The sequence below is a fragment of the Ruegeria sp. AWH4_226 genome, from assembly GCF_056159225.1.
The window spans coordinates 590,158-614,724 of sequence record NZ_JBSWUU010000002.1 but is presented as its reverse complement, the minus strand read 5'-3'; the positions used below and the strand labels follow the sequence as shown (position 1 = coordinate 614,724).

General features: G+C 57.9%; 25 protein-coding genes and 1 pseudogene. 20 read left to right on the top strand and 6 right to left on the bottom strand.

All coding sequences use genetic code 11. From position 1 onward, the window contains the following. Positions 1-630: a YceI family protein gene (locus ACXAET_RS18235; RefSeq protein WP_475188313.1), complete on the bottom strand. Its 630-nt coding sequence runs from the start codon at positions 628-630 to the stop codon at positions 1-3. Positions 631-1,030: 400 nt separating this feature from the next. Here ACXAET_RS18235 and ACXAET_RS18230 point away from each other — a divergent pair, with 400 nt between their 5' ends. From ACXAET_RS18230 to ACXAET_RS18195, 8 genes are all read left to right on the top strand, one after another. After that, positions 1,031-1,639 (top strand): CDP-alcohol phosphatidyltransferase family protein, encoded by a 609-nt coding sequence (locus tag ACXAET_RS18230; protein ID WP_475188308.1) that lies wholly within the window; start codon positions 1,031-1,033, stop codon positions 1,637-1,639. Next, positions 1,636-3,249 (top strand): sulfatase-like hydrolase/transferase, encoded by a 1,614-nt coding sequence (locus tag ACXAET_RS18225; RefSeq protein WP_475188306.1) that lies wholly within the window; start codon positions 1,636-1,638, stop codon positions 3,247-3,249. The genes ACXAET_RS18230 and ACXAET_RS18225 overlap by 4 nt, the downstream gene beginning before the upstream one ends. Continuing rightward, entirely contained in the window at positions 3,246-4,151 is a 906-nt protein-coding gene (locus ACXAET_RS18220; RefSeq protein WP_475188303.1) for a lysylphosphatidylglycerol synthase transmembrane domain-containing protein, read from the top strand. The genes ACXAET_RS18225 and ACXAET_RS18220 overlap by 4 nt, the downstream gene beginning before the upstream one ends. Next, positions 4,148-5,143 (top strand): ABC transporter substrate-binding protein, encoded by a 996-nt coding sequence (locus ACXAET_RS18215; RefSeq protein ID WP_475188301.1) that lies wholly within the window; start codon positions 4,148-4,150, stop codon positions 5,141-5,143. The genes ACXAET_RS18220 and ACXAET_RS18215 overlap by 4 nt, the downstream gene beginning before the upstream one ends. A 15-nt stretch (positions 5,144-5,158) precedes the next feature. Next, positions 5,159-5,905 (top strand): ABC transporter ATP-binding protein, encoded by a 747-nt coding sequence (locus tag ACXAET_RS18210; RefSeq protein WP_475188298.1) that lies wholly within the window; start codon positions 5,159-5,161, stop codon positions 5,903-5,905. Beyond that, positions 5,906-7,438, top strand: a complete 1,533-nt coding sequence (locus ACXAET_RS18205) for an ABC transporter permease (RefSeq protein ID WP_475188295.1) — start codon at positions 5,906-5,908, stop codon at positions 7,436-7,438. It abuts the gene before it with no gap. After that, on the top strand, positions 7,435-8,487 hold the full coding sequence (locus ACXAET_RS18200) for a glycosyltransferase family 4 protein (protein WP_475188292.1): 1,053 nt from the start codon (positions 7,435-7,437) through the stop codon (positions 8,485-8,487). The genes ACXAET_RS18205 and ACXAET_RS18200 overlap by 4 nt, the downstream gene beginning before the upstream one ends. Before the next feature lie 182 nt (positions 8,488-8,669). After that, on the top strand, positions 8,670-9,143 hold the full coding sequence (locus tag ACXAET_RS18195) for a DUF427 domain-containing protein (RefSeq protein ID WP_475188290.1): 474 nt from the start codon (positions 8,670-8,672) through the stop codon (positions 9,141-9,143). Positions 9,144-9,361: 218 nt separating this feature from the next. Here ACXAET_RS18195 and ACXAET_RS18190 read toward each other — a convergent pair whose 3' ends face one another. The 3 genes from ACXAET_RS18190 to ACXAET_RS18180 form a co-directional block, all read right to left on the bottom strand. Then, a complete protein-coding gene (locus ACXAET_RS18190) occupies positions 9,362-9,502 on the bottom strand; it encodes a hypothetical protein (RefSeq protein WP_475188288.1) in 141 nt (46 codons plus the stop codon). Between the two features lie 318 nt (positions 9,503-9,820). Then, entirely contained in the window at positions 9,821-10,132 is a 312-nt protein-coding gene (locus ACXAET_RS18185; protein WP_475188284.1) for a MocE family 2Fe-2S type ferredoxin, read from the bottom strand. Next, entirely contained in the window at positions 10,133-11,098 is a 966-nt protein-coding gene (locus ACXAET_RS18180) for a fatty acid desaturase (RefSeq protein ID WP_475188279.1), read from the bottom strand. Positions 11,099-11,371: 273 nt separating this feature from the next. On the opposite strand from ACXAET_RS18180, the pseudogene ACXAET_RS18175 reads away from it, so the two are divergent. The 3 genes and pseudogenes from ACXAET_RS18175 to ACXAET_RS18165 form a co-directional block, all read left to right on the top strand. After that, positions 11,372-11,440: pseudogene (locus ACXAET_RS18175) on the top strand (hypothetical protein); the annotation flags it as partial. Between the two features lie 16 nt (positions 11,441-11,456). Continuing rightward, positions 11,457-11,762 (top strand): hypothetical protein, encoded by a 306-nt coding sequence (locus ACXAET_RS18170; protein WP_475188454.1) that lies wholly within the window; start codon positions 11,457-11,459, stop codon positions 11,760-11,762. Then, positions 11,759-12,538 carry an oxidoreductase gene (locus tag ACXAET_RS18165; protein WP_475188275.1) on the top strand — a complete coding sequence of 260 codons (780 nt, stop codon included), beginning with the start codon at positions 11,759-11,761 and terminating at the stop codon, positions 12,536-12,538. The genes ACXAET_RS18170 and ACXAET_RS18165 overlap by 4 nt, the downstream gene beginning before the upstream one ends. Positions 12,539-12,547: 9 nt before the next feature. On the opposite strand, the gene ACXAET_RS18160 is transcribed toward ACXAET_RS18165, so the two are convergent. Continuing rightward, positions 12,548-13,570 carry a LacI family DNA-binding transcriptional regulator gene (locus tag ACXAET_RS18160; protein ID WP_475188272.1) on the bottom strand — a complete coding sequence of 341 codons (1,023 nt, stop codon included), beginning with the start codon at positions 13,568-13,570 and terminating at the stop codon, positions 12,548-12,550. A 186-nt stretch (positions 13,571-13,756) separates the two neighbouring features. Here ACXAET_RS18160 and ACXAET_RS18155 point away from each other — a divergent pair, with 186 nt between their 5' ends. The 9 genes from ACXAET_RS18155 to ACXAET_RS18115 are packed head-to-tail and all read left to right on the top strand — an operon-like array spanning position 13,757 to position 23,340. Further along, positions 13,757-14,485: an SDR family NAD(P)-dependent oxidoreductase gene (locus ACXAET_RS18155; protein WP_475188269.1), complete on the top strand. Its 729-nt coding sequence runs from the start codon at positions 13,757-13,759 to the stop codon at positions 14,483-14,485. 11 nt (positions 14,486-14,496) lie between these two features. Continuing rightward, positions 14,497-15,651 (top strand): Gfo/Idh/MocA family protein, encoded by a 1,155-nt coding sequence (locus tag ACXAET_RS18150; RefSeq protein WP_475188264.1) that lies wholly within the window; start codon positions 14,497-14,499, stop codon positions 15,649-15,651. A 10-nt stretch (positions 15,652-15,661) separates the two neighbouring features. Further along, positions 15,662-16,576: a sugar phosphate isomerase/epimerase family protein gene (locus ACXAET_RS18145; RefSeq protein WP_475188260.1), complete on the top strand. Its 915-nt coding sequence runs from the start codon at positions 15,662-15,664 to the stop codon at positions 16,574-16,576. Positions 16,577-16,629: 53 nt separating this feature from the next. Next, entirely contained in the window at positions 16,630-17,658 is a 1,029-nt protein-coding gene (locus ACXAET_RS18140) for an ABC transporter substrate-binding protein (protein WP_475188258.1), read from the top strand. Positions 17,659-17,718: 60 nt separating this feature from the next. Further along, the gene (locus tag ACXAET_RS18135) at positions 17,719-19,203 is read left to right on the top strand and encodes a sugar ABC transporter ATP-binding protein (protein ID WP_475188255.1); all 1,485 of its coding nucleotides are present in this window, start codon (positions 17,719-17,721) and stop codon (positions 19,201-19,203) included. Then, positions 19,200-20,138 carry an ABC transporter permease gene (locus ACXAET_RS18130; RefSeq protein WP_475188250.1) on the top strand — a complete coding sequence of 313 codons (939 nt, stop codon included), beginning with the start codon at positions 19,200-19,202 and terminating at the stop codon, positions 20,136-20,138. The genes ACXAET_RS18135 and ACXAET_RS18130 overlap by 4 nt, the downstream gene beginning before the upstream one ends. A gap of 2 nt (positions 20,139-20,140) precedes the next feature. Continuing rightward, positions 20,141-21,142: an ABC transporter permease gene (locus ACXAET_RS18125; RefSeq protein WP_475188247.1), complete on the top strand. Its 1,002-nt coding sequence runs from the start codon at positions 20,141-20,143 to the stop codon at positions 21,140-21,142. A 12-nt stretch (positions 21,143-21,154) separates the two neighbouring features. Next, complete coding sequence (locus ACXAET_RS18120) at positions 21,155-22,231, top strand: Gfo/Idh/MocA family protein (RefSeq protein WP_475188245.1); 1,077 nt, start codon at positions 21,155-21,157, stop codon at positions 22,229-22,231. Continuing rightward, a complete protein-coding gene (locus ACXAET_RS18115) occupies positions 22,228-23,340 on the top strand; it encodes a Gfo/Idh/MocA family protein (protein WP_475188242.1) in 1,113 nt (370 codons plus the stop codon). The genes ACXAET_RS18120 and ACXAET_RS18115 overlap by 4 nt, the downstream gene beginning before the upstream one ends. Positions 23,341-23,659: 319 nt before the next feature. Here the strand turns inward: ACXAET_RS18115 and ACXAET_RS18110 are convergent, their stop codons facing one another. Then, entirely contained in the window at positions 23,660-24,559 is a 900-nt protein-coding gene (locus tag ACXAET_RS18110) for an FAD:protein FMN transferase (protein ID WP_475188241.1), read from the bottom strand. Between the last annotated feature and the right edge of the window lie 8 nt (positions 24,560-24,567).

The window sequence follows — 24,567 nt, the reverse complement described above, 5'->3', positions numbered from 1 at the left end:
TCAGTTGTCGCTTTTGATTGCTTCCGTTTCGATGTTGATAATCACTTCGTCACCGACGAGCCCGTTGTCAACGCCGTAGGTCATTCCAAAGTCGCTTCGCAAAATCGACGTATTCAGCGAAAGCCCAAGCACCTCACGGCTGTGTCCGAACGGATATTCCGCAACCTTGTTGAGCGTTGCGTTCAGGGTCACTGGTCTGGATTCGCCAAGAATGGTGAGATCACCGGTGACAGTACCGGAGTTTGTATCGGTAGGATTACCGCCATTTGCCGTGAACGTTATTTCGGGATAGGTCGACACGTTCAAAAAGTCACGGTTGCGAACATGGCTATCCCTCGCGTCTTGGAAGGTCGTGACAGACTCGGCTCGGATGGCGACCTGCACATCGCTAAGTTGCTGAGTTTCCGTATCATACAGAAAACTGCCGGTGACCTCGGTGAATACGCCCAGGGTCTTTGCATAGCCGATATGATCAATCGTGAAATAAACCGTCGTGTGATCGGGGTCGAGGTCATACCGGGCCATATCGGCCAGAGACGCCGTTGCGAATACGCCGAAGATGGCAGCGCAAAGGGTTTGCTGAATTGGTGTTCTCCTAAGTGCAAACCTTGGTTTTTGTTCAATACTCATCGCCTGCAGCCCTCCGGACAATATATTCATTAACTATGATATAGATTAGCGAAGGATAAAGGCCGAATAAAACATGAGCGTCAAAGAATATGCTGCGCTACATGGAACTTTCATCGCGCGACAGGTTCGGATGGGCTGGTTAATGCGCCTGATACAAGCCTTACACCCATGAGACTTGTCCGCATCCCTATGCTTTGCAGGCGGACCAGCGCGCACAAGACTTCGGGAGGGTACCCGTAATTGATTGTTGTACTAGGTTTGTTATCAAAGCAATTTGGTGAAGTGCATGATTGACAGTGATATTTTTAATAATGCAAGGACCGCTGAGGCAGATCCACCCATAGTTGGCATGGGTCTAACAAGCGGTTTTCTCGCGCTCGGCATTGTCGGCGCCGCGCTAATGACCAATGGGTCCGCGCTGGTACCTTTGTTGATTTTCGGGGTCGCTGTGGTCCTGGTGATGCGCGGTTTGCGGTACTCTTATCCCCACGACATATTCGGGTTGTGTAACGTTGTGACCCTTGCGCGTGCTGCGATGGTTGCGTTTCTTGCAGGTGCGTTGATTGACGCAACCGTATCAAGTTGGCTGGTATTTTGGGTGGCAGCCGCTGCGTTTTCGCTGGATGGGATTGATGGCTGGTTGGCAAGGCGGGCAGGTCTGACATCTCAGTTCGGCGCAAGATTTGATATGGAAACTGATGCGCTGTTGGCTGCTGTTTTGGCGATGTGGCTTTTGGCAACGGGTACGGCGGGCCCCGAAATCCTGGTTTTGGGATTCATGCGATACCTTTTCTGTGCCGCGTCTTTTTTCGTGACACCATTGCGCGCAGACCTGCCCGAATCGTTTCGGCGTAAAGCCATCTGCGTGATGCAGATCGGTGCGCTGATTGCGTTGCTGTTCCCAATGACACCAGAGTTTTTGGCAGCGCCGGTATCAATTTTTGCCGCAATTCTGCTATGCTGGTCATTTGCAGTGGATATCAATTGGCTTCTAAGGCGCGCAACATGAAGCAAGCCCTTATCCCGGCCCTTGGGGCGGCCATTGTTTTTGTTGTGTTCGCACTGCCCAATCATCCTGATGCATTGGGTTGGGGCGCATTCACCCGTTGGCCGTTGGAGTTGCCGGTTCTGCTGCTGTTCATGGTGCTTTTGGGTCGCCGCGCGGGTGTGGCGTATCTGGTGGCGTCGGTGCTTGTGATCCTCACTCTCTTGAAACTGGCCGACTACGTGATGTTCATGGCCTATAATCGGCCATTCAACCCAATCGTGGACGGATCGCTGATCAATGCCGGGTTTGAATTCGCACGGGACAGTCTCGGTGTTACCTGGGTTGGTGTTGCATTGGTTTTCGGCGCTTTACTGCTGGCTTTGTGGTTCGTGGTGTTGCTCCGGAGTTTGGTCGCTTGGGCGAAACTAGGTGAGAACGGAAAGGCAACACTGACCGCAGGGGTAGCTGCGCTTGTATGTTTGGGGTGGGCGGTGGCTGACGCCGGACACCATATGAATTTCTGGAAACTCCAAACCAGCCCGCCGGGAACCACCTGGACAACACGGTTGGCGATTGACCGCGTGGACCAGATGCAGAGGACGTCAGCGGACTTGGCACAGTTTCGCGAAGCGGCTTTGTCAGATGCTTATGCCAATCGCAGCGGGCTGTTGAACCAATTAGACGGGCGCGACGTGATCCTGATCTGGATCGAAAGTTACGGTCGCGCGAGTTTCGACAACCCGCTTTATGCGCCGACGCATTTGGCCACGCTGCGTTCCGCGCAGGACGACTTGTCCGACCTGGGGTTTGCCATGAAAAGCGGGTGGCTATCCTCGCCAACTGCGGGTGGACAAAGCTGGCTGGCGCACGGGGCGCTTGGCAGTGGTTTGTGGACTACGGATAATGGCCGGTATCAGGCAATGATCGACAGTGGCAAGAAATGGCTGTTTCACATCGCCCAAAATGCCGGTTACCGCACGACGGCAATCATGCCTGCGATCACACGCGATTGGCCCGAAGGTGACGCGATGGGGTTTGATCTGATCCTCAACAAAGATGCGCTGAGGTACGAAGGTGAACCCTTCCGATGGGTAACGATGCCTGATCAGTTCACATTGGCCGTCTACCCCGATCTGTTGCCGCCGGACCCACGACCTGACTTTATCCAGATCGCTTTGATTTCATCACACGCCCCTTGGACGCCAATCCCCGATTTGATCCGGTGGGAGGATGTCGGAAATGGTACCGTTTTCAACAAAATGGCGGCCCGCGGACCAGAGCCGGAGGTGCTGTGGAAAGACAAGGACGACGTTCGGGATGCCTACCGCAGATCGGTGGACTATGTCCTGAACGCTGTCTTTTCCCACGTCGCACAATTGGCTGATGACGCCCCATTGATTGTCGTGGCCGGCGACCATCAGGCAGCCGGCTTCGTATCGGGCAGCGACAACATGGATGTCGCGGTTCATATGATCGGTCCACAACACGTTCTGGACCGGATCGAACACTGGGGTTGGACGGACGGTCTTGTCCCCGGTGCGGACGTGCCGGTCCGAGGCATGGACAGTTTCCGGGATGATTTCATTTCCGCGTTTTCCGGGGTGACCTCGACCGCCATGGTTGCGAAATGACGCGCTATTGGATCAGGTTGGCTGTTTCGGTCGGTGTCATTTTTGCGCTGTTGTGGTGGACCGATGCGGCCAAGGTTTCAGAGCATTTGATGTCATTGAATCTGGGATGGATTGGCCTCTCACTCCTTGCGGTGACAGGTGCAACCTTATCGATGGCCCTGCGATGGCAGCTGACTGCCCGTGCGCTGCAAATCCAGTTTGATTACCCGTTCGCCTTGCGCGAGTACTATATTGCACAACTGACAAATTCGGTGCTGCCGGGTGGGGTCAGCGGGGATGTTGCCCGCGCCTTCAGGACGCGCCATCAGGCAGATCTGCGGCGTGCGGCGCAATCTGTTCTTGCCGAGCGTTTGTTGGGGCAGGTCGCAATAATCTGCGTTCTTTCCGTTGGGTTTTCTGTTGCGCTGATGTTTCCTTTGGGGATCAACATGCCTGTGCTGAGCTGGACGGTCGTCCTCACGCTTGGATGTGGCCTGATCGCCGTTGCCGCTTTGTCGCGCTTTAACTCAGCGGTTGGCAGATTTGTCTCGTTCCTTCTCAGGCTACAATCGCACACCGAGTTTCTTTTGTTGGGCGTTGTAAGCTCTTTCTGTCTCATCTTCGGGTTCTACACGTCTACCCGCGCAGTTGGGGCAGAAATACCAGTGGAGAGCTTGGTAACTGTCATTCCGTTGATATTGTGTGCCATGATCATACCGCTATCCATCGGAGGCTGGGGTTGGAGAGAGGGGGCGGCTGCCGCTCTCTTCCCGATCATCGGGCTAACCTCCAGTGAGGGCCTTGCATCCAGTATCACCTATGGCGCCGTTGTTCTGGTTGCTACGCTGCCTGCTGTTTTTGTTGTGCTTTGGCCAAGAATTACCGGATCTCATTCATCAAAAGGGAAGGCAAGTTCACCATGATCAAACCTGTACATCTGACACGTCGATTTTTCCTGCAAACCAGCGCAGCAGGATTTGCTGCCTCTGCGACCGCTTTGCCCGCGCTTGCGGCCAATCTGCAGCCGGTGACCTTCCAGTTGTCGTGGTTGCATTCTGTTCAGTTCGGCGGCAGCTACATCGCGATGAAGAACGGGTATTGGTCCGATCTGGGTTTGGATGTCTCACTTGCACAGGGCGGACCAAACGCGCCAGTTGAGCCGCCGGTGGTTTCGGGAACGGCTTTGGTTGGAATTTCAGCCGCCGACTACACAGCTGCCGCGGTAGAGCAGGGCGCCCCGTTCAAAATAATTGCGGTTGCGATGCAAAAAAACCCGTTTGCAATCGCGTCATTGAGCGGCAATCCGGTGAATGAACCTGCTGATCTGATCGGGAAAAAGATTGGCATGGCAGTGGCCAACACTCCGGTTCTGCAGGCGCTGTGCACCTTGAACGGCGTAGACATCAACCAAATTGAAATCGTCCCCACACAATATGACCCTGCGCCCCTGGTTAGCGGGCAGGTGGATTGTCTTTTGTGCTGGGAAACCGATTTACCTGTCGCCATGACGGTGCAGGGCGTTGAAAACACCACGATGCTCATGGCGGATCACGGTTATGCCGTGCATTCGCAAACCTACATCGCCACCGAAGAGTCATTGACCGAAAGGCGCGACGCGCTGGTCTCGTTGCTGAAAGGCGAGGTTATGGGATGGAACGACTATTACAAAGATACGGATGCAGCAGCTGCACTTGCCGTAGAAATGTTTCCCGATGCCGGTCTTGATCCCGAGGCACAGAAACTTCAAGCCGCCCGGCAGGTGCCGCTTATGTTCTCGGACCTGACGGCCGAACATGGGTTCGGTTGGTTTACGCAAGACACGGTTGCTGAGAACATCGAAACCCTCGGCTTGTTGGGGCGGCAGGTTACGGCAGACCTGTGGGATCGCTCGGTCCTGGAAGAGGTTTATGGCTGATCCGAGGATTGGATTGTGACCAGGACCGATATCCACTGTGACAACATCCAGAAAAGCTTTGGCTCCGTCGATGCAGTGTCGCAGCTTTCGATTGTATTCCAATCCGGGCAGACAACAGCATTGGTTGGACCCTCCGGGTGTGGAAAATCAACCATCCTACGCATGATCGCAGGTCTGGAAATGCCGGACACGGGAAGTATCCGAATAGGGCAAGAGACACCCCGGCAGGTCGCCCGCCGCGGAGGGCTGTCGATGGCATTTCAGGATCCCTCTCTGTTGCCGTGGCGAAGTGTACGCGCCAATATCGCGCTTGGTGCCGAATTGGCGCGCAAGCCCGTGGACCGAGTGGATGAACTGATCGACCTTGTGGGCCTTGTCGGATTTTCTGATCATCGACCTGCCGAGTTATCTGGCGGTATGCGTCAGCGCGCTGCAATTGCACGCAGCCTGATTTCAGCACCCGACGTCTTGTTGCTGGATGAACCTTTCGGCGCCGTCGATGCAATCACCCGTCGGCGGCTAAATCGTGATCTTCCCCCGCTGTGGCGCGAACGCAAAACGACCACGCTGCTTGTGACACACTCGGTGGAAGAGGCTGTGCTGCTGTCCGACCGCGTCATCGTGCTGTCCCCGCGGCCTGCACGCGTTTTGGCGGACATTCCGGTTGACCTGCACCAAAATCGCGCCTTGCCAGAAACAAATGCACCGGCTTTTAGGGACCTTGAAATGCGCGTTTTGACCGCGTTGGAAGAGGCCGCCTGAATGGCCTTTGGTCGTTTCATCGTAACTGCGGTTGTATTCGCCTTGGTTTGGGAGTTTTTGGCGCGCGCTCAACCGGACAGTATGTTTATCAGCGGGCCGGTTGCCATTGCCGAATACCTGACCAAGAACTCAGGCTTGATTGTTAGGGCAGCCACCGAAACAACCACCAACGCGGTGCTGGGTTTTCTTTGGGGCAACCTGGCGGCCATGATGCTGGCGGTTATCGTTATCTTGCTGCCCCGGTCCGAATGGACCATTTCAACGCTTGCCCTGCTCGTGTTCTGCATACCCTTGATCGCAAGTGGCCCTATTCTGCGCGTGTTGTTCGGACCGGGCCCGGGACCGCAGATCACGCTGGCTGCGTTGGCGGTGTACTACACAACGTTTCTGGCATTTTTAGTCGGCCTGAAGGCTGTTTCGCAGAATTGGACGGACTTGATGGCCGTCTATGGCCGGGGTCGTGTCGCGACGTTGCTCACGGTGCGCCTTAGGGCCAGTGTGCCGTATCTTTTTGTCGGGTTACAGATTGCAGCTCCAGCCGCCTTTCTGGGCGCCATGGTCGGAGAGTTCACCGGCGCAGAGCGTGGCCTGGGTGTTCTTACCCTTCGCGCCATGCGGGGGCTGCAAACCGATGCGACATGGGCCTTGGCTTGCATTTCGGCGGCGATTGCAATGCTTGGATATGGATGCCTCGGAGCTCTGAGGCGAAAATTCACGCCGCATGCACCGGTGATATTATTCTCGCCAAAGCGTTTGAATCTTGGGCGGTCCATTACGATCCGGCTGGTTGGTTTCGTGTCCATCGTAGGTCTGGTTTTCGTTTTATGGCAAGGCGCGATGGACGCATTTGGTCTGAACCCCTTTTTCGCAAAGCGGCCCGGCGACATCTTTAGATTTCTGTCCGAACCAGCTCATTTGAATACTTTGCTTAGGGCGCTTGGGGCTACTTTGGCCTATGCTGTTCCGGGGTATTTGGCAGGTCTGGGCCTTGGGGCGGGGCTTGCAATCTTGCTCATGCTTTGGCCGCCAGTCGCACGAGCAACCATGCCCACGGCGATAGCGCTGCGCGCTGTTCCAATCATAACCACCGCTCCACTCTTGGTTCTTGCCTTTGGACGCGGTTTTACCGGAACGGTGGCGATCGTGGCCGTCATGATTTTCTTCCCAACTCTTGTCGCATGCCTTCAAGGGCTGCGTCAGACCCCTGCGCAAATCGTGGACCTTTTCGACAGCTACGGCGCAAGTCGATTTCAATTGCTGCGCGCTGCACAGATACCAGCCATGTTGCCAGCTTTGTTTGCGTCCGCCCGCATGGCCGTGCCAGCGGCTTTGTTGGCAGTTACAACGGCTGAATGGTTGGCGACCGGTCGGGGTATTGGTGTCCTGATGGCGCTGACCTCCAGCACGTCGGACTACAATATGCTGTGGTCGTGCGTCGTCGTGCTTTGCCTTGTGGCGGTCGTGTCTTATGCGTTTGTCGCGTGGTGCGAGAAAAAGGTCCTGGGGATATATGCAAATGAGCAATTGGCATGACTGAGGCGGTCTTCGCAATTCCCGGCGACAAGGACCGGCGCACCGGGGGATTTATCTACGAGGCCACGGTGCTGCGCCTGTTGAACGAAATCGGCTGCGAAACCCAGCATCTGGAACTGCCCGACAGCTTTCCTGAACCAACGCGGCAAGATATGGCTGCCACGATCAAAGCCCTTTGCGCCGTACCCGAGACACGCCCGATTATTCTGGATGGCTTGGTGTTCGGATCAATCGACCCTGACGGGCTCGCACAGGTCAAGGCACCGATTATCGCGATGATTCATCACCCCTTGGGGTTGGAAACCGGGCTAACGGCTGAGCGGGCCGCGTTTCTGATGCGCAATGAGGCGGCGGCGCTTCGGCATGCGTCTCGTGTTGTGGTTCCAAGCCCCGAGACGGCTCGGGTCCTTATTCAGAGTTTCGATGCCAAACCGGATCTGATTACGATCGCCGCACCGGGTTTTGATCGACCGAAGGTGAACAGGCAGCCAATTCAGCCGCCGTTGGTTTTATCCGTTGGTCTTCTGGCGCGTCGAAAAGGGCATGACATATTGCTGGAGGCTTTGGCGGGAATAAGGGACGTTCCGTGGCAGGCTGTGATTGTCGGGAAAGAACATGACAAGCCCACCGCCAATGACCTGTATGAACAGGCGCGTGTGTTGGATCTAGACACGCGGGTGAGATTTACGGGAGAATTGGACGAAGACAGCTTGAACCGGTTGTTCAACGCGGCAAGCGTCTTTGCGCTTGCCACACGCTATGAAGGCTATGGCATGGTTTTAAGTGAGGCCATGCTGTTCGGGTTGCCAATCCTGTCCTGCAATGTGGGCGCTGTTCCGGAAACAGTTGGAAACGCTGGTATTTTGGTGCGACCCGATGATGCGGATGCCTTTGGTGCCAAATTGCGTTTCTTATTGGAAGATGCAGGCGCGCGAAAAAGGCAGGCCGAATTGTCGTTGGAAAAATCCAGTTCCTTGCCAACATGGCACGATACAGCGGTCATTTTTGCGTGGCTGATCAGATCATTGCAACCTCCGGGTCATCCTTAGAAGGTTTGTGGAGGGCGGAATTCGGCTCGAAGCAAGCTTAGCGGGCGCGTGTGACGGTGTGTGTTTTCCTACCCAATCCCCGCCATATGGGATGCGTAGCCAGTTCAGTGCTAGAAAACGCCGGCTTCTGTTTTAGTTCATGGGCAGCAACAAGGTTCATCTTTGACAGCAGCGGGTACTGTATGACATCGCTTGAAATCGAGAACGTGCAATCCTATCCGCGTCCCCCGGTGCTAGAGGCTGTGCCGCACATCGTGCGTATTGAGCTTGGCGGCGAGACGATTGCTGAAACGGATCGGGCGTTTCGGGTGCTCGAAACTCATCATGCTCCGACATATTACCTGCCGCCTGACGACATAAAGGCATGTCTTGTTGCAGTTTCGGGACGATCATTCTGCGAATGGAAGGGCGTCGCGCGGTATTGGGATGTAGAAACGGACAAAACAACAGGGCCGAAAGCCGCCTGGAGTTATTCGGAACCCACGCCCGCTTTTGCAGAAATCGCAGGCTATTTCGCCTTTTACGCAGCGTTGATGGATGCCTGTTTTGTTGGTGCGCATCTTGTTCGCCCTCAACCCGGCGATTTTTACGGGGGCTGGGTTACAGATAACCTGCGCGGGCGTATCAAGGGTGCGCCCGGAACAGAGTACTGGTGATGGTCGTAGGGTCATGGGCATCGCGTGGTCGCCAGTGTTGCAGCGCAGGTAAGGATGTCTGTTCTCTTTTTTGACGCTTCGCTGATCTCCTCCGTGCCGATGGACAACACGACAAAACCGTCACCACTGCCGTTGATCAGATTCTCTGCAACATAGCAGGTGATCATTGCACATTTGGATAAAACCGGGTCGATCAAGCGTTCTGTGAGTGAGAGTTTTTAACCCTCCATTGCCAACTCCAAACCAACCTGTCGCCGCGCACCGCATTCGCCGCTGAGGGTCAATGCGCCGTAGGAATAGCCCTCAGACGTTATGTTGGAACCGGAGGGCCAGTTGATCGCGCTGATTGCGTGGATCATTTAACCGATCCATTGCCGATCAATTGTAGTGCTTCTGACTCCGACAGAGACACCCCATGATGCGGACCCAGAACGTGACCGGCCGCGCTTTCCTCGACCCCGAGGCAACTAAAGCGTCGGCCTGACCAGGGGGATAGTCGCGGCCTCAATTCTGCTGCCAAAGCATCGTCATTGCGGGATTGGCGATCAGGACGCGACCTGCATCCCCCCTTGAACTAGTGTCGCTGATAGACGAAAGGGTGGCCGGGCGGTAGCCACAGCGCTTTGACTAGCTACGCGCATCGAAAGACAGTGAGATGCCGTGTAAGAACAGTGTGGTCATCGGATCAGCACGAACACCCGGCCGTCTTCCAGCCGCGTCTCGTAAGTGCCAAGGTGCTCGCAGGCTGGCGCGCGCAGGGCCTTGCCAGACCGATAGTCAAACACACCGTTGTGCCTTGGGCATTCGATCTCAAAATCCATTACCAGACCATCGGCCAAATGCACCTGTTCATGTGTACACAAACCATCGGTGCAGTAATACTGACCGTCCGGTCCGTGGATAATCACGAACGCCTGACCGTCATGGTCCCAGCGCGCGACATCTTCCTCTTCAACCTCGTCAGCGGCAATGGCATCGATCCAGGGCATTCAGCTCTCCGTTTGGTCGGGCACGTGTTGGTGCAGAAAGTTCTTATAGGGTTTGGCGGTCGGCGGCAGCGTCTCTCGCAGCGCATATGTGGGGTCGGTGCGCTGTTTCATCACCGCTCCCATCATTTCTCTGTAGCCATTCCAAAGTGATGTGTTGGGCGGTGGCAGGTCGTGCGTAACCTCGTCATGCAGCGCGGGCAACGCGCTATAGGGGGCCACCGGGAACATGTGATGTTCGATGTGGTCGTTCATGTTCGAGTAAGGACAGCGGCTGACGGGGTTCGGGTAAACAGTGCGCGAGTTCAGCAGGTAGTTGGTTACGTCCCCGGGTAATCTGCCGTTCTGCAGCAGTTCAGTTATCATGAAATGAAAGCAGCTAAAGACGCGCGGTCCGCCGACCAAAACGACCGGAATGGCAGATTTCCACCCCATCCCGGCGGTGAACATACCCAAAACTGCCAGCAAGATAGCGGCATATACAGCCACATGAACGCGCGCCCAGAACACCGCCTTTGGCCATTCTGAGTCTGGAATATCGCTCTTGTCTTCGGATCTCAGGTGGCCCGTCGCATTGCGGAAAAGATCCCCCAGCGAGTGCCAGGCTTCGTAGACACCTGCGAAAGCCAGTGCCGTGAGCCTAAAGTTGATCGGGTTGCGCATGACTTGGAAAGAGGCGATGTGATAAACCGCATCGTTCATCCACCTGTTACGAAACGCGGTACCATGGCCGCATTCGTACCAGCAGCTGTAGCAAGCTGATCCGTACACGACCCCGTAGGCCAGAAAGAACGGGACGGCTATCCAACTGCCCCAGAAATATATGCCGCCCGCCGCAAACAGGATGTGGAGCGCAATCCACACGATAGTATCCCGGGTGGCCGGACCATCCTGACGCGCGGTCTCACCTGTAAGGGAATAGTTGCGGTGTGCGCCAGTCAGGGCAGTGGGGTGTGCTGTGTTGCTCATCACGTGTGGCTGCTCGCTCTGGGGCAGGTTGGGGATTCAAACAAATGCAGATCAACCTCAGAGGATTATGCCTTGCAATCAAGCCCGGTGGCCATCAGATCGCATCAGTTTTGGTCACAAGATGTGCGGGATCACTCCAATACAGCTTTGTACAGGTGTTATCGGCCAGTCTAGGCGCAACATCTGATGTAATCTGATGTAATAGGCTAAGACGTCATCGCGTTGATCCGTCAGTATGTCTGAAACTGCGGTGAAACGAAGGGCAACCGGCACATGGCGCGAGCGACAATTGCGGATTTCGCAGGGCGGGCGGGGGTCGCGACCGCGACCGTGGACCGAGCGCTGAACGGACGCAAGGGTGTCAGTGCGGCTAACCGCCAGCGGGTTGACCGGACGCAAAGCTCTGGTTCAGGTTCTGGATACCATGCCCCGAACAGAGCGCCCGCATATTGTGTTGCACGATCTGACCGAAGACACTCGCCAAAGGTTGGTCGAGGGCAGGATCGATGCGGTGATCGACCAGAATGCGAGTCTCATCGGTGAGCAAGCCGTTCTGCGCCCGTTGGGGGCTATCGCCTCGGGTTCCGTGCAGTTGCCGTTGCAGCTTATCGAACCGCGGATCATCCTCAGAGAAAACATTCCAGCAGGGCAGTTGATGATATGAACCAAACTCTTGAGAACATGGCGCTGATCGTTACAGGGGCCGCCAGCGGCATTGGTCGTGCCGTGGTAATGGAAGCCGTCGCGCTCGGTGTGCGCGATATTCTGGCGACTGACCTGAACGAGGCAGGGTTGCAATCCCTGGCGAAAGAACTGCCGGACACAATACGGTTTGCTCCGGTCGTGGCAGATCTGAGCGAGGTCTCAGCCGCGGCTGAGGTCGCGAGCCGTGCTACCGCGGAATTCGGCCGGATCGACGGGCTCGTTAATGCGGCGGGCATCACCACACGGGCCAGTTTTCTGGATGGAACGGCCGAGGATTTCGATGCCATATTCAAGGTGAACACACGCGCGCCATTTCTGCTGATGCAGGAGGCGATCCGCGCCATGCGTGCCCAAGGCGAAGGGGGGGCGATCGTCAACATCCAGTCGATGAACGCTCATTGCGGAACACCCGAACTTGCTCTGTACGCGGCATCGAAGGGTGCTCTGCAAACGCTGACAAAGAACGCGGCGAACGCCCATCTGCGTGACGGTATTCGTGTGAATGGGATCAATCTGGGTTGGGTTCTGACCGAGGCGGAGCATCAAATGCAGACCGAGACCCTCGGCGAACCCGAAAACTGGGCGGAACGCGCCGGTCGCTCACTGCCCCTTGGGCGATTGCTGAATGCGGAAGAGGCGGCCCGCCTTGCGGTTTACTTGCTTAGCCCGGACTCGGCACCGATGACCGGTGTGAACGTCGACCTCGAACAAACGGTGGTTGGCGCGCCGGGCTGATCGAGGCCGCTAGGGCGGTGGGGCGGTGCTGGCGCGCACGATCAACTCGACTGGGATCGGGGTCTCAGAATCCGGTGTGCGCTGGTCTTGTGATAACCGGTTCAGCAGCACTTTGGCCGCGCGCTGCCCCAGCAAATGCCGGTCTTGCCGGATCGTTGTCAGTGCCGGAACGTAGTATTCTGACATTTCGATGTCATCAAACCCCACCACTGAGATATCCTGCGGCACCCGCAGCCCGCCTGCATGAAGCCCCGCGATCAGGCCAAAGGCGACCATGTCGGCCGAGCAGAAGACGGCGGTGGGACGTTCCGGCATGTCCAGTATCTGCGCGGCGGCCTCGTAGCCCGATTCAAGCGAGAAATCGCCGCGAAGAATCCATTCCGGACGCGCGGGAAGGCCCAGCCGCGTACGTTCAGCCACCATGCCTTCGCGGCGGGCGGTGGTCAAAACGTTGCCTTTGGGGCCAGTCACATGCGCGATTTTTCGATGTCCCAAATCGTGAAGGTGGCGGATTGCCAGACGTGCGCCTTCGGCGTTATCGCTGCGAATGACTGGAAAGGGTTGACCGTTTACCCATTCGCAGAGAAAGACAAGGCGGTCGCCCGCTCCGGCCGCGACGCATTCCCGCAATGCTGTTTCAGACAACTGGCCGTCGAGGGCCAGGGCGCCGTCGATGCGCCCGTCCAGAAAATAATCCGCCAGTCTTGTGCCACCAATCGGGTCGCTTTCGGTATCGGTGATAAGGACGTTGAAATCGGTGCCGGAAAACGCCTCGCTTATTCCGGCGAGGATGCCGGAATAGAAGGGTTTGCCAAGGTTGGGCACTAGCACAAGCACCGCGTTGGCGCGCTGCATCCGCAGGTTTCTGGCCGCGCGGTTGACCCGGTATCCGGTGCTTTGGATGGCTTGTAGAACCGACTCTCGCGTGCGGTCGCTGACCACCTCCGGGTTCGACAAAACGCGACTGACGGTTGCGGCAGAGACATTGGCTACACGGGCAACGTCCTGGATTGTTACGGGTTTCTGCACCATGTCCTCGGGCCGCGATTTTCGAAAATTCTGGTTGACACGAATCTTTTCTGCTGGCGATTATGAAATCGATTACATGGAAAGAAAAGGTCAAATTTTGGAAATGTAATCGATTGCAGCACGCATTCGACGGTTTGATGGGGGAAAGATGCGTAGGGCCAAATCAGGGGTGACGGCGGGGGAGGTCCGGTGAGCACACTCACGGCATTCGACTATTCGGGGGCGCGGGTCACCGTTATCGGCGCCAGCCGCGGAGGGATCGGCGCGGTTATTGCGCGCGACTTTCAATCTGCTGGCGCCGAAGTCGAAATCACCGGTGCCGAACCCGCCTGTTTGCCCGAGGATGCCGAACGTTTCCGCTATACTCAACTGGATGTCACCGACACTGGGGCGGTTGAGGCCTTTGGCGAAGCCCGCGATGAGCTTGATGTGCTGGTCAACTGCGCAGCGATAACGCGGCGAGGGGAGGAGATGGAACCCGCATTCTTTGGGCATGTTCTGGACGTGAACCTTGTGGGAACGATGCGCTGCGCATTGGCGCTGCATTCGGCCTTGGTGGCGCGGCGGGGCCGGGTCATCAACATCGCGTCGATGTATGCCCGTTTCGGCTCTCCGAGAAACCCGGCCTATGGCGCTTCGAAGGCAGGGGTCGAGCAATTAACGAAATCGCTGGCGATCGCCTGGGCGGGCGACGGCATCCGCGTCAACGCCATCGCACCGGGATTTATCGTCACTGAACAATCCGCCCGCGCCCGACAAGATCCGGATTTCACCAAGTCGGTCGAGGCGCGAACACCGTTGGCGAGATGGGGGCTGCCCGAAGACATTGCTGGGATGGCGCTGTTTCTGGCCTCGGACGCGGCGGCATTCATCACAGGAACCTGCATACCCGTGGACGGAGGATACTCGGTTGTCTGAAGGATCAAGCCATGACTGACTTTTCGCAAATCCGCGCCGCGGTAATCGGAACCGGGTTTATCGGAACGGTTCATGTTCAGGCACTGCGTCGGCTTGGCGTGCAGGTTGCCGGCGTATTGGGATCGTCCGAGGCCCGTGGCAAACAGCGTGCGACCGAGATCGGGGTCGGTCACGCCTATACCTCGCTTGAGGCTCTGCTAGAGGATGACTCAGTAGATGTCGTGCATGTGACCTCGCCCAATCATGCGCATTTCCCGCAGGTCATGGCTCTGCTGGACGCCGGCAAACATGTGATCTGCGAAAAGCCACTGGCAATGACCAGCGCGGAATCCGCACAGATGGTGAGAAAGGCGCAGGCCTCAGGTAAAATCTGCGCAGTATGCTACAACATCCGCTTTTACCCGCTTAATCAGCAGGCGCACGGCATGGTGGCGGCTGGTGATCTGGGTCAGGTTCGCTTTGTCACTGGCCACTATCATCAAGATTGGCTGGCCAAGCCGACCGACTGGAATTGGCGTTTGCAGGCCGATAAGGGCGGCGCGCTGCGATCAGTTGGGGATATTGGCACCCATTGGGTCGACCTGACCAGCTTTGTCACAGGGTTGAAGGCAAAATCGGTACTCGCGGATTTGACCACCTTTTTGCCCGAGCGGCAGCGCCCCACCGGGCCTGTAGAGACGTTCTCCAGCGCGCAGGGTGCGACCGAAACGGTGCCGATTGATACCGATGACGCCGCGGCGATCATGATCCGGTATGCAGGTGGCGCAAAAGGGGTGATGACAACGTCGCAGATCAATGTCGGGCGTAAGAATTCGTTGGTTTGGGACGTGGCAGGCAGTACCGCCAGTGCGGCGTGGGACAGTGAATCCCCCGATCATCTGTTCATCGGCCGGCGTGATGGTCCGAACGAGGTTCTGATGCGGGATTTCACTCTGATGAACGCCATCGGGACGCGGGCCGCAACCCTGCCGCCCGGACATGTCGAAGGATTTGCCGACAGCTTCTTCAACTTCTTCCGCGCGGTCTACACTGACATTTCGGTAGGCGGACGTGGCGAAGACAGCACATGGGCGACATTCGAAGACGGTCATTACGAGATGTTATTCTGCGACGCAGTGATCAAATCGGCACGTGAACAGCGCTGGGTGGCTCTGGACGAGGTTTGAGGGAGAGGTCATGAAACTTGGATTGCTGACGGCACCGTTTGAAGACAGTGACCTGATGGACGTGGCGGCCTGGTCGGCGGCAAACGGGTTTTCCGCGCTTGAGGTGGCATGCTGGCCCTCATCCGGGGGCGAAAAGCGGCGCTATGCCGGGACCAGCCATATCAATGTTGATGGGCTGACCGCCGCACAGGGCACAGAGATTGTCGACGCCATGGCCGCACAAGGTATCGAAATATCGGGACTGGGGTATTACCCCAACCCGCTGCACCCGGATGCGGCCCATCGGGACGAGGTGATCGGACACCTGTACAAGGTGATCAACGCTGCTGGCGCTATGGGAATCTCAGTGGTCAACACTTTTGTGGGGGGCGACCGGTCGCTGAATGTCGATGACAATTGGGTGCGGGCGCAGCAGATTTTCGAGCCGATTGTTGCCCATGCCAAAGACTCTGGCGTTCGCCTGTGCTTTGAAAACTGTCCGATGATCTTCAGCTACGATGAATGGCCCGGTGGGCACAACATCGCCTATTCCCCGAAAATCTGGCGCCGGCTCTTCGAACAATGGGGGGACGACGTCGGAATGAATTTCGACCCGTCACACCTGATCTGGCAGTTCATTGATCAGACCCGGTTTATCAAGGAATTCGGGCCTCACATCGCCCATGTGCACGCAAAAGACCTGATGGTCGATCATGACGGGCTGTATGAAAACGGGATCATGTCCGCCGGTATGGGGTGGCAAGTGCCGCGCCTTTGCGGGTTGGGCGATGTGGATTGGTCGGGTTTCTTTTCCGGTTTGTATCGTGCGGGGTATGATGGGCCGGTTATTATCGAGCATGAAGACAGGCTGTTCGAAGGCACGGACGAAAAGGTCAAACGGGGCTTTCTGTTGGCGCGGGACGTGCTGCAACCATTCATCAAATAGAAGGGCGCCAAGCCCCGATCACACAAACACAGTTCATCTGGGAGGTAACTGAAATGAAAAAACTACTGACAGGGACGGCAGCCATCGCTGTTGCAGCCACGTTTGCACCGGCAGCCTTTGCCGCAGATTACACAATCGGTGTATCCAACACTGTGCAGGGCAACGGGTGGCGCGAGCAGATGATCTGCGCCATGCGCGCGCAAGCGCTGGTCGAGGAGGATGTCTCGAACCTGATCGTGGCACATCGCAACACCGACTCGGCGGGTCAGCTTGAAGATCTCAACAACCTGATCGAAGCCGGGGTCGACGCCATCGTGCTGAACCCGTCAAACCCCGATGCTCTGAATTCCGCATTGGACGCAGCGAAAGAGAAAGGCATCGTTGTGGTTGCTGTCGATGCGGGAGTTACGGCAGATGGTGCCTATATCCTGTCGAATAACCAGGAAGAATACGCCTATCTCGGGGCCAAGTGGCTGTTCGAGCAATTGGGCGGGTCCGGTGACGTGGTCTATATGCGCGGGATTGCTGGTGTTTCGGCCGATACTGACCGCGACAATGGGTTCAAAAGTGCGCTTGAGGAATACCCCGGTATCAACGTGGTGCACGAAGTGTTCACAGGCTGGCAACAGGACCAGGGCAAGCAGCAGATGTTCGATTTCCTGGCCACCGGCATTCCGTTCGACGGGGTGTGGACCAGCGGCATCGACAACGTCATCGTAGATGCCTTTGTCGAATCCGGAGCACCATTGGTGCCGATCGTCGGGGCCGACAATGCGGGCTTTGTCCAGTATCTGACCGAGGTTGATGGATTGAAAGGTGCGGCCGTCACCAATCCGGGTTCGGTCGGTGGTGCTGGTATCGCGCTGGCTGTCGACATTCTGAACGGCAATGCGCCGGACGGCACAACGGTTCTGGTTGATCCGGTCCTGTGGGAAAACTCTTCCGATGAAGGTTTGGCAACGATCCAGGCAGCGCAGAACCCCAACCTTGATCCTGAGTGGCCGGTGTCGGTGACCATCCCTGGATGGACCGATTACACAATGGAACAAATCATCGCCTGCGAAGGCCCCGGCGATAGCTGAGCCGGCAGTGAACGCCACCCCCGGTTGGGGGTGGCACAAAGGCAGGAAAGACAAGCGCCAATGAGCGAGAACTACTTACTTGATGCATCCGGTATCGCAAAAAGCTTTGGCGCTGTCCGGGCGCTGACGGATGCCAGCCTGAGGGTTTCCGAGGGCGAGGTCGTTGCGCTGATGGGTGCAAACGGCGCAGGGAAGTCCACCTTCGTCAAGATTATCACCGGCGCGTTGACGCCGGATACGGGGCAGGTGCTGATCCGAGGGCAGCAGGCCCACGTGGGCAGTCCGGCCGAGGCGCGCAGGTCTGGTCTGGTGCCGGTTTATCAAGAGCCATCGCTGATCCCCGATCTGGATGTCGGCGACAATCTGCGCCTGACCGACACGCCGGTCGCCGCGTTCCGTCAATGGGTGTCGGAACTGGGTATCGAAATCCTCAACCTCGACAGTAAAATTAACGAGCTGCCACTTGCCACGCTGCGGATTTTCGATCTGGCGCGGGCTCTGGCCTCGGAACCGGATGTGCTGTTGCTGGACGAAATGACCGCGGCGTTGCCGACCGATCTGGTAGAACGGGTTCTGACTGTGGTGCGACAGCAGGCCGACAGGGGCATGGGCGTCATTTATGTCTCGCACAGGTTCAGTGAAATTTCGGAACTGTGTGACCGCGCATGGGTCCTGCGGGACGGGCGCACTGTCGGTGATCTGACCATCGGGCCGGGGGTTGAGGAGCAAGCCGTCGAGCTGATGTTGGGCCAAAAGCTTGAGCTGGGTCAGCGCCAGATCCAGCGGTCCGGGGGGCCGGTGGCCGACGCTCCGCGCGTTCGGATCCGCGACGTGGCGATTGCACCCAAGGTTTCGAACGTCACTTTCGATCTGTTCCCGGGCGAGGTGCTGGGCGTGGTCGCCTTAGAAGGGCAGGGGCAGGACGAACTGTTTGACTGTCTGGCCGGGTTTGTCGCGCCCAGCTCGGGCGGGATCGAGGTAAACGGGGCACCTGTCCATTTCCGCCACCCCGCCGATGCCATCGCCGCCGGATTGACCTTTGTGCCGGGCGACCGGGCCGAAGCCTTGCTGGCCCAGCGATCGGTGCGTGAAAACATAGCGCTGCCTTTCTCTGCGCGTCTCCGCAACTGGGGCAATCTGAAACTGCGCCACGAACGCGACAGGGTGGCCCACGCGATCGACAAGCTGCAGATCGACACCCGCGCCCAGGGCGAGGTGCGCCGGTTATCGGGCGGCAACCAGCAGAAGGTAACAATCGGGCGTTGGCTTGCCACAGGGGTCGAGACGCTTTTGCTGTTCGATCCCACTCGGGGGATAGATGTTCGCACCAAACGCCAGATCTATCCGCTGGTGCGCGAGTTGGCGCAGAACGGGGCGTCGGTTCTGTTTTACACATCGGAGTTGGAAGAGGTGCCGCTGGCCTGCGACCGCGCTTTAGTCATTTTCAACGGCCGCGTGGTCGATGTGATCGATGCGGCAAACGCGGACGAGCAGACGTTGTTGCGGGCAGCATACGGGCTGACGGCACAAGAGAGTGTAGCGTGACTGGAATTTTCAAAAGAAATGCGTGGATAGTCGGTCTGGTCGCGCTGTTGGCGGTTCTGTTGGTGATCACCAAGGTGATCCAGCCGTCATTTGGGGCATCGGGGCTGGAGAGCATCGCACGCGCCGCCCTGCCGTTTGCCTTTGCGACGGCGGGTATGGCGGTGGTGGTCATTGTCGGTGGAATTGACCTGTCAGTTGCGTCGATGATGGCGGTCTGTGCGGTGACTGCAGCCGTATTGATGGAAAAGATGGCCGGGGTGCCGGCAATCCTGCTGGTTCTGGCGCTGGGGTTGGTCATGGGTCTAATAAATGGCACCTTGATCGTACTGACTCGCGTGCCGGACATCGTGGTCACCCTCGCCATGTTGTTTGTCTGGGAAGGTGTGGCCCTGCTGATCCTTGAAACCCCGGGCGGGTCGACGGCCAGCTGGCTACAGCAGGGCATTCGCGGAAGTCTGATTCCCGGTCTGCCCAATGCGCTGGTGATCATGGCTGTGTGCATCGCTGCCGTGTGGCTACCTATCCGCCGGTCCAAACTGGGTATCTCGATCTATGCCACCGGCTCGGACGAGCGCGCCGCTTTCCGGTCCGGGGTCGCCGTTGGACGGGTGAAGATCGCCGCCTATGGAATCTGTGGCCTCTTCTGTGCGCTCGGCGGCCTGAGCCTCGCGGCCTTGACAGGTATCGGAGAGCCTGTGCCCGGCCCGTACCTGCTGGCATCGGTCGCGGCTGTTGTTTTGGGCGGAGTCGTTCTGGGCGGTGGTCGGGGCACGCTACTAGGGCCGATCATCGCCGTGTTCATCTTGCGGATCGTGCGCACGATCCTGACGCTTCTCGCGGTCGATCCGAATGTCACAACGATTATCGAGGGGACCATCATGGTTGGGGTCGTGATGCTGGGAACGGCGGTTACTCTGCGGGGGGCAAGGCGATGAGCATGACGGCAACGGACGCGCCCATCATCCGGTTCGGGCGCTTCTTACGGGACAATCCGGTCATTCCGCTAGTGGCCTTTCTTCTGATGCTGGTCGTATTGCTTGAGATCATGCGCCCGGGCATCGTCACGCCGTTCCGCGCCGGACGGGACGGGATCATTTCGACCTTCTGGGTTGGCAATCTTATCAAGTTCGCAATCCCGCTGGCCATGCTCGCCGCCTGTCAGGTTCTGACGATGCTGACCGCGGGCATCGACCTTTCAGCGGGCATAGTCGCAACGGTTTCGGCCTTTGTCTGCGCCACGCTCAGTTCGGTCTGGGGGGTGACCCCGGCGGTGCTGGTCGCGTTGGCATCGGGGCTGGTAGTCGGCACCGTCAACGGGCTGGGCGTAGGGCTGGTGCGGGTCCACCCGTTGATCATGACTTTGGGCACCGGTCTGATCGCCACTGGTTGCCTGCAGGTCTACCAGCGGCTTGTCATCAATGCAGGGTCCGAGATTCCAGAGTTCCTGGCCTGGCTGGGTACCGGGCGGACCTTGTCGATGCCCAACGGGCTGTTTCTGTTCGTACCCTTTGCGCTGTTCATCTTCTGGCTGATGCGCCTGACCGGCTTTGGGCGGCTTCTGTTTGCGTTGGGGTCGAACGAAAACGCGGCAAAGCTCTCCGGCGTGCGGGCGTGGCAAGTCTATCTCGCGCTTTATGCCCTGTCGGGTCTGATCGCGGCGGTGGCCGGGTTGCTGTATCTGGGCATGATCCGCCAGACCTCGCTGAGTCTGGCCAACCCACTGCTGTTGCCTTCGGTCGCCGCTGCAGTGATCGGCGGCACGTCGATCTTCGGTGGCCGCGGCAGTTTCGCGGGCGCCATCGTTGGGGCGCTGATCATCCGCGTGCTCGACACGATGCTGACGCTGCTGCAAATGCCCGAAGGGGCCAGAACCGCGTTGTTCGGTCTGATCATTTTGGCGGTGACAGCGATTTATGTCAGAATAACCGATAGCCGCTAGCAAGGAGGTCCCATGTCCAGGTTCCGCGTTGTTGGAATAAGCTTTGACCACATGCATATGGGCGATCTGCTCAGGATGGTGGACGACCACCCCGAAGCCGAGATTGCCGGGATTTTCGATCCCGATCGGTCCAGAATGCAGGCGGCCATCGATACGTTCGGGATACCCGAGAGCCGTGTTTTCACCGATTTTGACGCCTGCATGGCAGCCGGGCCATACGATATGGCGCTGTTGTGCGTGGCAACCGCGAACCACGCCGAATACACCGAAAAACTGGCCCCGCACGATCTGCACATCTTTGTAGAAAAGCCGTTTGCCGCCTCGGTCGCCGATGCGCGGCGCATGATCGCAGCGATGGAGCCGACAAGCAAACAACTGATCATCAACTGGCCCTTGCGGTGGGTTGAAAGCCACGTCACGGCCAAACATCTGATTGACGAGGGATTGATCGGCGAACTGCGCGAGGTGCATTTCTATGACGGCAATCGCGGACCGCTCTACCATTTGGCCGACAAGGTTGAGGTCAGTCCTGAGGAGGTGGAGCGGCAGAAACCGAATTCGTGGTGGTACAAAAAGGCCGCCGGGGGTGGCGCGCTTTTGGATTACATGGGCTACGGCGCAACGCTGGGCACTTGGTACATGAATGGTGAGGCGCCGCTTGAGGTCACCTGCACTGTCGATGAAACGCCGGGGATCGAGGTGGATCAGCACGCTATTGCCGTTTGCCGCTATACTAGGGGCTTGTCCAAGCTGGAAACGCGATGGGGCACCTTCACCGACCCGTGGACGACGCAACCGCAGCCGACCTGCGGGTTCGTGTTTGTTGGCGCCGATGGCACAATTGCGTCGCCGGATTACGCCAGCCACGTCACCGTTCAGACCCGGGCTCAACCCGAGCGCCGCGAGATACCCGTCAGACCCTTGCCAGAGGGTGAACGGAACGCGATCGAATACGTGCTGTCCTGCATTAATCGGAGTGTGCAGGTCGATGGCCCGTTGAGCCCCGAGCTTTGTCTGACCGCTCAGCGGATCGTTGATACCGCCGTTCTGTCGGCCTCGGAAAAACGCACCATGGGTTTGGTGTCATGAGCGAGGATTCTGCCGACACCGACACCTATGCGTTGAAATCCGGTGAACTGCCAGAGGTAGACGCACCTCAGGTCACATATCAGCCGCCGATGCCGCGAACTTATCGCCCAAAGATTGGCGTGATCGGCACCGGCGGAATCTCGGACAGTCATCTTGATGCTTACCGCACGGCCGGGTGGGACGTGGTCGCGTTCTGGAACCGAAGCCACGACAAGGCCAGGCAGAAAGCCGACAAATATTTTCCCGCCGCAAAGGTCCATGAGGACCTGAGCGATCTTCTGGCAGACGCGGGCATAGACGTGGTGGACATCACGCTGCCGACCGAGGTGCGCGCGCCGGTGATCCGTGCGGCCATTCTTGCGGGAAAACATGTGCTCAGCCAAAAGCCCTTTGTCTCGGATCTTGCGACCGGCGAAGAACTGGTCCGACTGGCTGAGCAGCAGGGCGTTCATCTTGCGGTGAACCAGAACGGTCGCTGGGCGCCGCATATGGCCTGGATTCGCGAGGCATGCGGTGCGGGCGTGATCGGGGATGTCCTGTCGGTCCACGCAGCGATCCATTGGGATCACGGCTGGACGGCCGGAACACCCTTCGATGAGATCGAGGATCTGATCCTCTACGATTTCGGCATTCACTGGTTTGATTTCGTGTCCTCTGTGGTCGGTGAACGCGTGCAATCGGTGTTTGCCACGGCCACAAAGGCGCGTGGTCAGAGCAACAAAGTGCCTTTATTGGCGCAGGCACAAATCCGGCTGGACGAAGGGCAGGCCAGCCTGGTCTTTGATGGCGGCGTGCCCTGTGGGGCGCAGGATACTACCTATGTTTCGGGAACTGGCGGCAGCATCTTGTCCCAGGGGCCAGACCTCGGCGCGCAATCACTTACACTGACAACTGCTCAAGGCATTTCGCGGCCGCAATTGGTTGGCACCTGGTTCAACGATGGTTTTCGCGGCGCAATGGGAGAGTTGCTCTGCGCCATCGAAGACAACCGCTGGCCCAGTAATTCGGCTCGAAATAACCTGAAGTCTTTGGCGCTAGCCTTTGCCGCAGTCCAATCAAGACGGCGCGGTTGCGAGGTGACCGTGGGTGACGCACAGAGACTGTCGTAGCGAAATAGGTGCAGAACATAGGCCTCGCAAATCAACTTGCGCTGTCTGCGTTGTCGTTTCTTGCATTACAATTCCCTGTTGCAGCACCGCCAAGTGGTTCGACAACGTTTGAAAAGACCTTTGGACGGCGCCATGGCATCGAAACATGGTTTTGATATTTGGGCCCACCGTTGTAATTTGAACAGGCCCATCTGCTTTTTGCACTTTCACCGGGTGATCGGAATGACCTTTTCGTCCAAATGCCATTTGTTTTCAGCCCTTGGGCAGTTTCTTCATGCGTGAGGCGGAGCTGGATTGTAACGCTGACACCAGTTGGCGATCACAAGCCAAACCGTTCAAGCCGGGTTTCTTTGATCAAACTCAAGATCTTCGTAGCTGTCTGCGCGTCCGGAACGAGGCACAGTGCGGTTGACAGGGCGTCGGCAAGCCCCGCGCGCGGCGCGCTGACCGTAACCCGCACAGGCGCTGTCGCTTCACCGTCTGGGGACAGGATGTGACCCTGCCGCCCGTCCGCGTCCATGACCGTGCCGAAGGTTGCGGAACTGGCCAGAGCCCGGTCGTGCAAGAGCCGCGCGTGATCTTCACCCCGGAGGCTCACCGGCCAACCGGCGCTTTGCGGGCCGTCACCGATTGCCACGATTTCGCCTGTGTCGATGAGGACATCTTTCACACCCTGCGCGCGCATCAGGTCTGCGACCTTGTCCGCGATGAAGCCTTGCGCGATACCGTTAAGCGTCAGCGCCTGCCCAGTGCCGAGCGTAATCTGGGCCGCGTCGATCCGGACACGGTCAAACCCGATCAAAGCCCGCGCGGTCTTTACCATATTTGCCTTGGGTTCACGGCCCTCTGCGGCTGCTTCTGCCAGCACTCGCCAAAGCGGCTGTACCGTCGGATCGAATAGCCCCTGAGTCACCACGTGTACTCGGCGCGCCAGTGTCATGCATTCGAGCATCTCGAACGACGGTGCTTTGAGCCGTCCGTCGTGATTGAGCCGCGCAATCTCACTGTTCGCGCGGTAGAGGCTGAAGATGTCCTCCAGGCGGTCGATCTCTGCCTTGGCGGCGCGGGTGATTGCCTCAGCCTGCGGATGGTCCAGAAGGATCTGTGCCTTTGCGCCAAGCGCAACACCTTGCCACCGAAAAACCGAAGCGGGGCTGTCGGTAGCGGTCAGACAGGCCGCCGAGACGAAGCTGATGAACCTGCGTCTGTTGATTTGCATGTCTCTCT